The organism is Ancylobacter amanitiformis (assembly GCF_030814815.1).
GTDB lineage: Bacteria > Pseudomonadota > Alphaproteobacteria > Rhizobiales > Xanthobacteraceae > Ancylobacter > Ancylobacter amanitiformis.
Genome location: NZ_JAUSVR010000010.1, coordinates 124,062 through 135,693 on the forward strand (window position 1 = coordinate 124,062; position 11,632 = coordinate 135,693).

12 protein-coding genes are annotated in these 11,632 nt (G+C 67.4%); 4 read left to right on the forward strand and 8 right to left on the reverse strand.

Going from position 1 to position 11,632, the window contains the following annotated elements:
- Nucleotides 1–79: 79 nt before the first annotated feature.
- Nucleotides 80–1,045, reverse strand: coding sequence for a phosphate acetyltransferase (locus tag QOZ99_RS15380; protein ID WP_306890876.1), 966 nt, complete (start codon nucleotides 1,043–1,045; stop codon nucleotides 80–82).
- Nucleotides 1,038–3,263: a DUF3141 domain-containing protein gene (locus QOZ99_RS15385; RefSeq protein ID WP_306890877.1), complete on the reverse strand. Its 2,226-nt coding sequence runs from the start codon at nucleotides 3,261–3,263 to the stop codon at nucleotides 1,038–1,040. The genes QOZ99_RS15380 and QOZ99_RS15385 overlap by 8 nt, the downstream gene beginning before the upstream one ends.
- A 414-nt stretch (nucleotides 3,264–3,677) precedes the next feature.
- On the opposite strand from QOZ99_RS15385, the gene ppk2 reads away from it, so the two are divergent.
- The 4 genes from ppk2 (at nucleotide 3,678) to QOZ99_RS15405 (ending at nucleotide 6,884) form a co-directional block, all read left to right on the forward strand.
- On the forward strand, nucleotides 3,678–4,484 hold the full coding sequence (ppk2, locus tag QOZ99_RS15390; RefSeq protein WP_306890878.1) for a polyphosphate kinase 2: 807 nt from the start codon (nucleotides 3,678–3,680) through the stop codon (nucleotides 4,482–4,484).
- Between the two features lie 66 nt (nucleotides 4,485–4,550).
- Entirely contained in the window at nucleotides 4,551–5,051 is a 501-nt protein-coding gene (locus QOZ99_RS15395; protein ID WP_306890879.1) for a hypothetical protein, read from the forward strand.
- A 176-nt stretch (nucleotides 5,052–5,227) separates the two neighbouring features.
- On the forward strand, nucleotides 5,228–5,659 hold the full coding sequence (locus QOZ99_RS15400) for a hypothetical protein (protein WP_306890880.1): 432 nt from the start codon (nucleotides 5,228–5,230) through the stop codon (nucleotides 5,657–5,659).
- Entirely contained in the window at nucleotides 5,652–6,884 is a 1,233-nt protein-coding gene (locus QOZ99_RS15405) for an HlyD family secretion protein (RefSeq protein ID WP_306890881.1), read from the forward strand. The genes QOZ99_RS15400 and QOZ99_RS15405 overlap by 8 nt, the downstream gene beginning before the upstream one ends.
- 31 nt (nucleotides 6,885–6,915) lie before the next feature.
- On the opposite strand, the gene QOZ99_RS15410 is transcribed toward QOZ99_RS15405, so the two are convergent.
- The 6 genes from QOZ99_RS15410 to QOZ99_RS15435 all read right to left on the reverse strand — a co-directional run bounded on the left by QOZ99_RS15410 (nucleotide 6,916) and on the right by QOZ99_RS15435 (nucleotide 11,496).
- Nucleotides 6,916–7,317 (reverse strand): (R)-mandelonitrile lyase, encoded by a 402-nt coding sequence (locus QOZ99_RS15410; protein ID WP_306890882.1) that lies wholly within the window; start codon nucleotides 7,315–7,317, stop codon nucleotides 6,916–6,918.
- A gap of 292 nt (nucleotides 7,318–7,609) precedes the next feature.
- A complete protein-coding gene (locus QOZ99_RS15415; RefSeq protein WP_306890883.1) occupies nucleotides 7,610–8,128 on the reverse strand; it encodes a Dps family protein in 519 nt (172 codons plus the stop codon).
- Nucleotides 8,129–8,292: 164 nt separating this feature from the next.
- Nucleotides 8,293–8,808, reverse strand: a complete 516-nt coding sequence (locus tag QOZ99_RS15420) for a hypothetical protein (protein WP_306890884.1) — start codon at nucleotides 8,806–8,808, stop codon at nucleotides 8,293–8,295.
- A gap of 79 nt (nucleotides 8,809–8,887) precedes the next feature.
- Entirely contained in the window at nucleotides 8,888–9,265 is a 378-nt protein-coding gene (locus tag QOZ99_RS15425; protein WP_306890915.1) for a response regulator transcription factor, read from the reverse strand.
- A 120-nt stretch (nucleotides 9,266–9,385) separates the two neighbouring features.
- Nucleotides 9,386–10,033, reverse strand: coding sequence for a response regulator transcription factor (locus QOZ99_RS15430; protein ID WP_183189899.1), 648 nt, complete (start codon nucleotides 10,031–10,033; stop codon nucleotides 9,386–9,388).
- Nucleotides 10,030–11,496, reverse strand: coding sequence for a sensor histidine kinase (locus tag QOZ99_RS15435; RefSeq protein ID WP_306890886.1), 1,467 nt, complete (start codon nucleotides 11,494–11,496; stop codon nucleotides 10,030–10,032). The genes QOZ99_RS15430 and QOZ99_RS15435 overlap by 4 nt, the downstream gene beginning before the upstream one ends.
- Nucleotides 11,497–11,632: the final 136 nt, after the last annotated feature.

Below are 11,632 nucleotides of genomic sequence, written 5' to 3' on the forward strand. Positions count from 1 at the left end.
CGTTCGGGGCCGGAAACGGATGAGGGAACCGCGTTATCCATCAATCAACCAGAGCCGGCGACCAGGGCCGGATCCGGCTCTAGTCGGCGACGATCTGGGTCATGCTGCGGCGCGCGCCGGCATAGAGCGTGGCGACGGCGCAGGAGGCGAGCCGCGTACGCACGCTGTCCGCGCGCGAGGTCAGGATGATCGGCACGCGCGCGCCGAGCACGATGCCGGCGGCATCGGCATGGGCGAGGAAGGTGAGGTTCTTCGCGAGCATGTTGCCGGCCTCGAGGTCCGGCACGACGAGGATCTGCCCGTGCCCGGCGACAGCCGAGACGATGCCCTTGATCCGCGCCGCCTCGGGATCGATGGCGTTGTCGAAGGCAAGCGGGCCATCGACGATGCCGCCGGTGATCTGGCCGCGCTCGGCCATCTTGCACAGCGCCGCCGCGTCGATGGTGGAGGGGATCTTGGTCGTCACCGTCTCCACCGCCGAGAGGATGGCGACCTTCGGCGTGCCGAGGCCGATGCCGGCCCACAGGTCGATGGCGTTCTGGATGATGTCGCGCTTGGCGTCGAGGTCGGGGAAGATGTTGATCGCCGCATCGGTGATGAACAGCGTTTCCTCATGGCCGGGCACATCCATGATGAAGACGTGGCTGATGCGCCGGCCGGTGCGCAGGCCGGTGGCGGAGGCCGCGACCTCCTTCATCAGTTCGTCCGTGTGCAGGCTGCCCTTCATGAGCAACTCGCCGCGCCCCTCGCGCACCAGTTGGACCGCCTTGGCCGCGGCCGCATGGCTATGCTGCGCATCCACGATCTCCACCCCGGTGAGGTCGAGACCGAGGCCCGCCGCGAGCGAGCGGATCTTGGCTTGCGGTCCGACCAGGATGGGCTCGATCAGCCCCGCCGCCCTGGCCTCCAGCGCGCCGCGCAGGGAGGTCTCGTCGCACGGGTGGGCGACGATGGTCACCGCCGGTTCGCAGGCGCGAGCCTTGGCGATCAGCCGGTCGTATTTCGAAGGGCCGGCCGTGCCGGGCGGGAGCCGTGTGTCAGCCATGCGGGTGCGGTTCCTTGCGGGCGGCGGGCGAATGGCCGGCGGACGGAGGGGTGTCGCGCGATGACGCCGGCGCGGGGCTGTCGAGGCCGTAGAGACGGCGCATTTCCTCACGGCGCTGGGCCGCCTCGTCGGTGAGCGGCCCGCTCGCGCCGAGCACCTCCTCGATCAGCGAGAAGACGCCCGCCCGGGTCTCGCGGTCGTCCGGCAGCAGCACGGCAATGGCCTCCAGCGCGGCCGGGCGGTCGATCAGCAGCATGTAGAACTGCTCGCGCACAAGGTGCTTGAAGTCCTCCAGCGTGAGCTGGCGGGCCAGCGGTCCCTTCTCGCGAAGCCGGCGCAGCGCTTCGAAGCCGCGCTCGTCCGCCCGCCCGCGCGCCATGCCGATATAGAGCAGGGTGCGCACGCCGGCGGCGAGCAGGCCGCCCTGCGTGAAGCCTTCGCGCAGTTCCGCGATGCGCTTGGCGATGAGTTCGGCGTGAAGCCGGCTCTTGGCCGCCCGGCGCGGACGCAGCGATGGCGTGGGCGCGATGCCGACCGCGGCCTGTAGCACCGGCGCGCCATAAATCTGGCGGAAGGTCTGCTCCGACTGGTGCTCGACCGCCTTGCGCCAGCCTTCCAGGGCCTCGACGATCTGGCGCGAGACCTGTTCCTGCGCCTTGAGGAAGGGGTTGTCGGGCGCGGCCGGCTGGCGCGCCTCGCGCACCCTGGCGGCGAGGTCCGCCAGACCTGACAGAAGCGGATTGCGCGCACCGAACAATTCGTAGCCCAGCCGCAGGGGATGCAGCCGGCGCAGCGTCTCCGCCATGGCCGGGTTGGCCAGCGCGCGCACCGCCGGCTGCGCCACGGCGCGATAGAGCGCGAGGTTGATGTCCGAGACACGCGCCGCGGTGGCGAAGCGGCGCTCGTCCTCGATATCGTTGCCGCCCAGCGCGCGGATATCGTCGAGGTCGCGCGTCTCGCAGCGCATGATCCAGTCGCCGTTGGCGCGCGAGGGGTCGCCCCCGTCCTTCGGCTCGAATACCGCCTCATAGAGGCCGGGCGGCAGCATGTCGATGAAGTCGATATTCGAGGCGAATTCCTGATGCTCCTTCCGCGCCACGCCGGCCGAGACGAAGATGCCGAGATGGCCGATCGTGTCGTGCACGGTGTAGACGATGGTCTGCCCATAGGAACGGATCTCGTCGACGCTGTCATAGAGGTCGAGGATCCAGTCCAGCGCCTGCTGCGGCGGGGTGATGTTGTCGCCGCGCGAGCAGAACACCACGATCGGCGAGCGGATGTTGCGCAGGTCGATGGCGGTGCCGTCGGACGTGCGGATCTCGCCGCAGGCCAGCCGATTGCCGATGAACAACTCGTCGACGATGAACTGGATTTCCTCCGCGTTCAGCGTGACATGGCCGCCCCACCATTTCTCGAAGCCGAGATAGCGGTCGACCTCGGTGTCGACCTTGGCATAGAGGTTGTACTGCTTGGTCCACAGCGTGTTGGCCGGGTTCTGGTTCTCGAAATTCTGCACCAGCCACGCGCCGTCGAAAATGCCGGCGCCGAGGTCGCTGGTGAGCGCGGTAAGCCAGCTGCCCCCCAGCAGGCCGCCGGCATAGCGCATCGGGTTCGCCCCCGTCACGCCGGCCCAGTAGGAGAGCGGCGCGCCGGCGATGATGATGGGGCCGAACAGTTCCGGCCGTACCGCCGCGAGCATCATGACCGCCCAGCCGGCCTGGCAGTTGCCGATGACGCAGGGCTTGCCCTGTGCCTGCGGGTGACGCCCGATCACCGCCTCGATGAACGCCGCCTCGGCGCGCGAGACGTCCTCGATGGTCTGGCCGGGCATGGGATCGGGCAGGAAGCCGATGAAGTAGCAGGCATGGCCGGCCTGCAGCGCGACGCCGATCTCGCTGTCGGCCTTGAAGCCGCCAATGCCCGGCCCGTGGCCGGCGCGCGGATCGACGATGATGAAGGCGCGCTTGGCCGCGTCGATCTCCACGCCGGCGGGCGGCACGATGCGCACCAGTCCGTAATTCACCGGCCGCGGCAGGTCGCGCCCGTCACAGACCAGTTCCACCTCGTAATCGAGCACGTTGGGCGCGGTTTGCGCCATGTGCTCCTCATATTGCAGGCCGCGCCGGCGCATCGCGTCGAGATACAGCGTCCACCGCTGGCCCGCATCCACAAGATAGGCCCCGGCGTCGGAGAGGATATTCGCCGTACGAGCGTCCACGTCCGTTCCCCCGCTCTGTCGCTGCGCGATATGCACGGCTGGAAGTCTCGCCGATGATGGCCCTCACTGCCTTGACGGGCATCAACGTTCCGGCCGGAAGGGTCCTTCGCGGTTTCTGTCGGATCACTGTCTCTGGACTTGCGAGCGGCACGCCCTTGCCGCAGAGTTATCCCGCTGGTTGCCTTGCGCTCCCACCGTTGAGCCAGATCAAGGGCGCTGCCAGCGCAATGGTGCCAAATGCGCACGGGTTTGACAACGCGAACATGCTTCCAGATCCGGGCGTCGACGGCCGATGCGGGGCCGGGGCGGGTTCAATGCCGGTCGGCCGAGAAGGCTGTCTCCGGCCGGCAATGTCAGGAGAGCACTCATCGAGGCTAGGCGGCGGCAGGAAGCTGGCCGCCCGGGAGGTGGAACATGGGCGAGAAAAACAACGAAGCCGCCGACGACGAAAAACTCTCGCGCAAGGTCTATGACCAGGAGCTGAAGCGCCTGCATGGCGAATTGGTGAGCCTGCAGGAATGGACCAAGCGGAGCGGCGCCAAGGTCTGCGTGATTTTCGAGGGGCGCGATACCGCGGGCAAGGGCGGCACCATCAAGGCGATCACCGAGCGCGTCAGTCCCCGCGTCTTCCGCGTGGTGGCGTTGCCGCCGCCGACCGAGCGCGAGAAGACCCAGATGTACGCGCAACGCTACCTGCCGCACCTGCCCGCCGCCGGGGAAATCGTGATCTTCGACCGCAGCTGGTACAACCGCGCCGGCGTCGAGCGCGTCATGGGTTTCTGCACCGAGCAGCAGGCGAAGAAGTTTCTCGACTCGATCAACGGCGTCGAGAAGGCGATGATCGAATCCGGCGTGGTGCTGCTGAAATACTGGCTGGAGGTCAGCCCGCAGGAGCAGACCCGGCGGATCGAGTCGCGCATCAATGATCCGCGCAAGATCTGGAAGCTCTCGCCCATGGACCTCAAGTCCTATGGCCGCTGGTATGACTATTCGAGGGCCCGCGATGACATGTTCGCGGCATCCGACACGCCATGGGCGCCCTGGTATGTCGTGGATTCCAACGACAAGCGCCGCGCGCGGCTCAACATCATCACCCATCTTCTGTCGAAGCTGCCCTACGAGGCGGCCAAGCACGTCAAGATCAAGCTGCCGAAGCGCCAGAAGGCCGATGGCTATGTCGAGCCCGAGGACATCCGCCACCACGTGCCGGCCACGTTCTGACCCGGCGGCCACGCTTCCCGCGCGACGCCTCCTCTAACCTCTGTACCGAAGGCATGGAGTAGAACGATGAGTGAGACCGAGAAAATCCCCGGCGCCGCCCAGCGGCCGCTCGGCGACGAGAGCTTCATGTCGGCATCCGATCTGCGCGGCTACATGGACAAGGTCGCCACCGCACGCGCCAACGAGTTGGTCGAGGCGATGGACAAGGCCGACCGGGCGCGCGACGAACTCGCCAAGACGCTGGCCGAGCCGATCGAGGTGACGCCGCAGAAGCTGGAGGAGATCACCCAGAGCCTGCTGGTCAAGCTTCGCGCCGCGGCCGAGCGGGGCGAAACCGAATTGATGGTGATGCGCTTTCCCAACAGCCTGTGCAGCGACCACGGACGGGCCATCAACAACACGCTGGACGGCTGGCCGGACACGCTGACCGGCCGCCCGCGCCAGGCCTACGAACTGTGGCGCGACCGGCTGAAGCCGGCCGGCTTCGGGCTGGCGGCGATGATCGTCGACTGGCCGAAGGGCATGCCGGGCGATGTCGGGCTGTTCCTCACCTGGGGCGGCAGATAAGGCGGTTGGGTGACGCGAAAGCCTGTTGACGCCCTGAAAGCGTGCCGGGATAAGGTAGTCTCCGAACAGCCTGCCGGCCGATGGCACGGGACGTAACGGACCCGCCGAGGGCGGGTCCAGGGCGCGACCCCGACCAGCACCACGCGGGCGCGACGACGCCAGGGGAGTCCAAGGCCATGACGGCCGCGCCGCACCTATCCGCTCCCGCCCATCTGCCGTTTTTCATCACCGCGCCGGACGGCACGGACGGGCTGATGATCGCCGCCGTGGTGACGTTGATCGTCTCGGTCGCGTTGATCGGCGTGCTTTTCCTCACGCTGCATTCGCTGCCCGAGCGCATGGCCCACAAGGGCCAGAAGCTGCAGTTCGAGATTGTGGCGGTGCTGTGCCTGCTGGCGCTGTTCACGCATACTCACCTGTTCTGGGTGATCGCGCTGCTGCTGGCCTTCATCGACCTGCCGGATCTGGTGTCGCCGCTGAACCGCATCGCCCGCGCCTCGGAGGCGGTGGCCGACATTGCGCCTCCCGACCCGTTGCCGCCCGAACGGCCGGCTTCCACGCCGGCCTCGGCCCAGCACGGCACCGGCACGGGAGGTCGTCATGCTTGAGCTCATGCTGTGCTCGATGCTCACCGTGCTGCCGGACTACCTCTATCGCCGCTTCGCGCAGGGCAAGAGGTTCGGCCGCGAGATCACGCTTTACTCGGTATGGTACGAACTCAGGTGGGGCATCACCGCCTGCCTGATGCTGACGGTCAGCCTCATCACCGTCATCTTCTACAACCATCCCGCCTCGACCAACGTCACCGCCTATTTCCGCACCGTTTCGATCCTGCCGGAGACGGTGGGCCGGGTGGCGGAGGTCTATGTCGGTGTCAGCGACCATGTGGAGCAGGGCCAGCCGATCCTGCGTCTCGACGATTCCAGCGAGCGGGCGGCGGTCGAGGCGGCGCGCCGGCGGATCGAGGAGACCGATGCGTCGATGATCGTCGCGCGCTCCGACATCGCGGTGGCCGACGGGCAGATCCTGCAGGCCGCCGAATCCCTGCAGCAGGCCATGGATGAACTGGCCACCAAGCAGGAACTCGTCGCCCGCAATGCCGATGTAGTGACGCGACGCGAGATCGAGCGGCTGCAGAATGTGGTGGACGGGCGCCAGGGCGCGCTCGCCGCCGCCAATGCGGCACGGGAAGGCGCCGTGGCCCGCCTCGACAGCCTCCTGCCGGCGCAGAAGGCCAGCGCCGTGGCCGCGCTCGCGCAGGCCGAGACGGAACTTGCCAAGACGGTGGTGCGGGCCGGCGTGAGCGGGCGCGTCGAGCAGTTCGTGCTCAGGGTCGGCGACCTCGTCAACCCGATGATCCGCGCGGCCGGGGTGCTCATTCCCGACAATGCCGGCCGCGAGCGGCTGATCGCCGGCTTCGGCCAGATCGAGGCGCAGGTGATGAAGCCGGGCATGGTGGCGGAAGCCACCTGCATCTCCAAGCCCTTCACCATCATCCCGATGGTCGTTACCAACGTGCAGAACTACATCGCCGCCGGCCAGTTCCGCGCCACCGAGCAACTGCTCGACGCGCAGCAGGTGCAGCAGCCCGGCACGATCACGGTTCAGCTGGAACCGCTCTATGAGGGCGGGTTGGATGGCGTGCCGCCGGGTTCAAGCTGTATCGCCAACGCCTATTCGTCCAACCATGAGCGGCTGGCCGCGGGCGATCTGGGCATGATGCAGACATTCTACCTGCACATGGTGGACACGGTCGCGCTGGTGCACGCCCTGCTGCTGCGGCTGCAGGCTCTGATCATGCCCATACAGACGCTGGTATTCGGCGGGCACTGAGGCCCGCCGTGCCACGGCCCGCGGTGGTCTCTCAGGCTTCGCCGCGGTAATCGGGATCGGCGACCGGCTCCAGCCAGTCGACGCCGCGCCCGTCTAGCGCCTCGCTGATGGCCACATGAGTCATGGCGCTGTCCGTCGTTGCGCCGTGCCAGTGACGCTCGCCCGGGGCGAACCAGATGACGTCGCCCACGGTGATTTCCTCGCGCGGGCCGCCCTCGCGCTGCGCCCAGCCATGGCCGGCGGTGACGATGAGGGTCTGGCCCAGCGGATGGGTATGCCACGCGGTGCGCGCGCCGGGCTGGAAGGTGACGATGGCGCCACCCACCCGCGCCGGCGCGTCGCGCTGGAAGCGCGAGGCCAGCTGAACGGAGCCGGTGAAATACTCCGCCGGCCCGTCGATCGGCGGCAGCGCGCCGTGTCGCAGAATATCCATGTGCCTCTCTCCCTCACCGCCGGCCCGCGCCGGAAAGACCCGCCATGTCGGCCTCGGCGCGTTTTCGACAGGGCGAACCGGTATTCGGGCCATGGAAAAACGCGCCCGGCAACCGGGCGGCGAGAGAAGACGCCATGAGCCGCCCGGGCGTCAATCCATCCGGCGGTTTGCCATCCGGCGGTTTGCCATCCGGCGGTTTGCCATCCGGCGGTTTGCCATCCGGGCGGTTTGCCGGCCGAGCGGGATGTCGGCGCGGGGCGAGGCGTGAGGCGAGGCGTGAGGGTGGGGGGGATCAGTTGACCCCGCGGGTGGTTTCCCACAGGAACCACGTGCGGCGCTCGGTCTCGTCGATCCAGACCTCGAGCAGGCTGGTGGTGGCGACGTCGTTATATTCCTCGGCGACCGCATGCACTTCGCGCAGGATCGAGGTCAGCTTCTTGTTGTCCTCGGCCAGCTCGGCCAGCATGTCCTCGGGGGTCACGAACTCGGCGTCATTGTCGGGAATCCGCTGCAGGCGCTTGATGTGGCCGACCGAGCGCAGCGTGGTGCCGCCGATCTTGCGGGCACGCTCGGCAATGGCGTCGGTCATGGCGAAGATCTGCTCGCCCTGGTCGTCCAGCATCAGGTGATAGTCGCGGAAATGCGGGCCGGACATGTGCCAGTGGAAGTTCTTGGTCTTCACGTAGAGGACGAACACGTCGGCGAGGAGGGCCGTCAGGGCGGCGGAGACGTCACGGGTGGCGTCCGCGCCGAGATCGGTCGGCGTCTGCAGGGGGGCGGTCCGACGGGCCTTTGCCGCGTTGGTGTCCATTGTGGCGCTCCATTGGCATTTGGTGGCGGGTTGGGCCTTGTCGGGCCGTCCGGTTCCAGCAGTTTCTCGCGGAACGTCCCTGTTCTAGGACGGTACGACGTGCGGAAGAAGTGACCGGACGTGTCGATGACCTATACGTGCGTTTGCCTCCGCGACGCCGTGGTTCAGCGCAAGTTCGCCCTCACGCGGCGAAGCAGCGCCCGTGCCCGGCGCTTGAGCGTATCGAGGCGCAGCCATGCGACGATTCGATCGCGAATCGTGCTGGCCGAGGTAATGATCGATGCCATCCACGCGATGGTCATGAGCTTGGGCTTGCCGGCGGTGAAGATGCGTTCGATCAGCACGAAACTGACGAGATGGGCCAGGACGAACATGGTCGTGCCGGTGCGCACCGCGCCTTTGGCGATCCACAGCAGCGCGACGAATTTCAGCGGCTCGACGGTGGCGTAGGGAACCAGAAGCAGCGCCAGCACGGCGAGGGGCCCGCGCGCGGCGATCCAGCGCTCGAAGGCCTGCATGAGCGCGAGCGCGGCAAGGCGCCGGATCAGGGGGCGGTAGATCGGCCGCACCAGTTCGTCGAGCAGGATGACGAGCGTGGCAATGAGGCGGAAGAGGAGGCTCAGCGCTGCCAGCGGCAGGGAGCGCCTTCGTGCCGGCGGAGGTGCCGTAGGGTCGGGCATGGGCTGATCAGCACCGCGATTCGGTCCGGTTCCACGGCGGAAGGGATCGACGCGATATGAACCGGCGCGGCGGCCGGTGTCACGAATTGAGCGAGACGGGACTGCCCTCGCCGAGTGCCCGGTCGATGCAGGCGATCATGTCCGCGCCATCGAACGGCTTGGCCAGGAAGCCGACGGCGCCACCCGCATCGACCTGTCGGCGGATGCGCTCCTCGGGGAAGGCGGTGATGAAGATGAGCGGCGTGGTGTCGCCGCGGGCCCGCAGCACGCTTTGCAACTCGACGCCGCTCATGCCCGGCATCTGCACGTCGGTGATCACGCAGGAGGTCGTCCCCACCAGCGCCGACTGGAGAAAATCCTCGGCGGAGGCGAAGGTGCGGGCCTTCAGGCCCAGCGATCTAACGAGGCTTTCGGTGGCGACGCGCACAGACTCGTCGTCATCGATGATCGAAATCATCGGAGTGGCGGACACGTGAGGTACCTCGATTCGGGGAAGCCGCGCGGCGTGGCGCCGCTGATCTGCCGTCAATATAGGCCGAACAAACCCCACTTTCGAATTATACGCAGGTTTGTCGCTTTATCTCTTGGCATTGTGCAGGCCCAACGTTTCGGCAAGCCGGACAAGGTCGGCCAGCGAGCGGGCGCCCATTTTCCGCATGACGTGGCCGCGGTGAATCTTCACGGTGATCTCGCTGAGACCGACTTCGGCGGCGACCTGCTTGTTCATCAGGCCGGATGTCACCAGCGTCATCACCTGCTTCTCGCGCGGGCTGAGCGTCTCGAACATTCCCTGCACATCGGACACGGCCTTCAACTCGTCGCGGCGCGAGCGGTCGAGCTGGATCGCGGTGGCGACCGCGTCCAGCATGTCCTGGTCGCGGAACGGCTTGGTGAGGAAATCCACCGCCCCGGCCTTCATCGCCCGCACGGACATGGGGATGTCCCCGTGCCCGGTCATGAAGATGATCGGCATGTCGATTTCCGAGCGCGCCAGCTGGCCCTGGAAGTCCAGCCCGCTCACGCCGGGCAGGCGGATGTCGAGCACGAGGCAGCGCGGCACTTCGGGCAGGCGGGCGGCCAGAAGCTCGCTGGCCGAGGCGAACAGTTCCACCTGCAGGCCGACCGAACGGAACAGGCTGGAGAGCGCCTCGCGCAGGGCCTGGTCGTCATCCACCACGATGACCAGCGGTTCGGCGGAAGCGGCATTCGGCGAGCGGGTATTCACGGCTGGTTTTCCTTCGTGATGGGCAGCTTGACGGTGAACAGCATGCCGCCGCCCTCCCTCAACGTGGGCATGATGCGCCCGCTATGGGCTTCGATGATCGAGCGGGAAATGGACAGGCCCATTCCCATGCCTTCCTTCTTGGTCGTGTAGAAGGCATTGAACAGCAGGGGCAGATTGTCGGCCTCGATCCCCGGTCCGCTATCCTTGACCTCCATGATGACGCCGTCATCCTCCCCCGCACCCGACCGCCGGGTGACGAAGCCGAGCCGCCGCCGCTTGGGCGCCACGGCATCCATGGACTGGATGGCGTTGAGCGCCAGATTGAGCATGACCTGCTGCAGCTGGACGCGGTCGCCGAGAATGGTCGGCAGGCTGCGATCGAGCGTCAGTTCGAGCGCCACGCGGTGGGTGGACAATTCGCGCTCCAGCAGCAGCAGGACGTCGTCCACCACTTCGTTGACGTCGACCGGCCGGTGCTCGGGATCGCTGCGGCGGGCGAGCGAGCGCAGCCGCGCGACCACCTGGCTGGCCCGCCGGCCATTGCTGATCATGCGCTCGACCGTGGCCCTGGCCTCGCCGATATCGGGAATCGGCCGGCCGAGCCAGCGCAGGCAGGCCTCGCCATTGGTGACGACGGCGGCGAGCGGCTGGTTGATCTCATGCGCGATGGAGGCGGTCAGTTCGCCCATGGTGGTGACGCGGGTGACATGGGCAAGCTCGCTCTCCGCCTTGTGCAGGGCGTCCTCGGCCTTGCGCCGCTCGCTGATGTCGCTGTTGGTCTCCATGGTGAGAGCGGGGCGCCCGCGCTCGTCGCGCTGCAGCGACCAGCGGCTCATGACGACCACTTCGGACCCATCCTTGCGGCAGTGGATGAGTTCACCTTCCCACCGGCCGGCGCGCAGCAATTCCGCGCGAATGTCGGCCGGCGGGGAAGGAAACACGGTGCGCAGCAGCTGCGCCGTCTTCTGGCCCACGGCGTCGGACCGGCTCCAGCCATAGAGTTCTTCCGCGCCCTTGCTCCAGTAGAGAATGGTGTCGGTGGCATCGCGCACGAAGATGGCGTCATGCGTCAGGTCGAGCAGGTCGGCCTGCTCCCGGAGCGACCGCGTGGCCTCCTCGTTCCTCAGCGACAGCAGCGTGGTGACGGAAATGGCGGCGATGCTCACGAGGCAGCGCATGATGGCACTGGGGTCGAGATCATGGGCGTGCATCCACATGAAACTCATCATGGCGAGCGCGATGCACAGGCCGCCGACCGCCAGGACGCCCTTGCGCTCGAAATACGGCGCCGACAGCAGCACGACGACGACGTAGAGCACGGCGATCGCCATATCGAGCGGCGAGAGCGTGTCGATGGCAAAAATCAAAGCGGCCAGCACGGTCACGAGAACCGCCATCTGCCAGTTGCGCGTCGTGGCGACGCTGCGCGCGTCTCGCCGGGTCGGTGGTTGAGAGCGGTCCATCTGCCCCTGCGTGTCTAGCCCCACCGAGAAGTTCCAGACTTCCGCGGCGAGCGTCTTTTCCTACGGCTGCATGCTTGTCGAATAGCACGGCGTCACCCGCGCGGTCCTCAGCGCCTGCGAGGGTAGCGGGTGGCAG

Excerpts from the sequence above, each read along its gene's own strand:
- QOZ99_RS15380 (WP_306890876.1), bottom strand. The coding sequence starts at position 1,045 with ATGGCTGACACACGGCTCCCGCCCGGCACGGCCGGCCCTTCGAAATAC.
- QOZ99_RS15425 (WP_306890915.1), bottom strand. The coding sequence starts at position 9,265 with ATGATTTCGATCATCGATGACGACGAGTCTGTGCGCGTCGCCACCGAA.
- QOZ99_RS15405 (WP_306890881.1), top strand. The coding sequence starts at position 5,652 with ATGCTTGAGCTCATGCTGTGCTCGATGCTCACCGTGCTGCCGGACTAC.
- QOZ99_RS15395 (WP_306890879.1), top strand. The coding sequence starts at position 4,551 with ATGAGTGAGACCGAGAAAATCCCCGGCGCCGCCCAGCGGCCGCTCGGC.
- QOZ99_RS15400 (WP_306890880.1), top strand. The coding sequence starts at position 5,228 with ATGACGGCCGCGCCGCACCTATCCGCTCCCGCCCATCTGCCGTTTTTC.
- QOZ99_RS15435 (WP_306890886.1), bottom strand. The coding sequence starts at position 11,496 with ATGGACCGCTCTCAACCACCGACCCGGCGAGACGCGCGCAGCGTCGCC.
- QOZ99_RS15415 (WP_306890883.1), bottom strand. The coding sequence starts at position 8,128 with ATGGACACCAACGCGGCAAAGGCCCGTCGGACCGCCCCCCTGCAGACG.
- QOZ99_RS15420 (WP_306890884.1), bottom strand. The coding sequence starts at position 8,808 with ATGCCCGACCCTACGGCACCTCCGCCGGCACGAAGGCGCTCCCTGCCG.
- QOZ99_RS15410 (WP_306890882.1), bottom strand. The coding sequence starts at position 7,317 with ATGGATATTCTGCGACACGGCGCGCTGCCGCCGATCGACGGGCCGGCG.
- ppk2 (WP_306890878.1), top strand. The coding sequence starts at position 3,678 with ATGGGCGAGAAAAACAACGAAGCCGCCGACGACGAAAAACTCTCGCGC.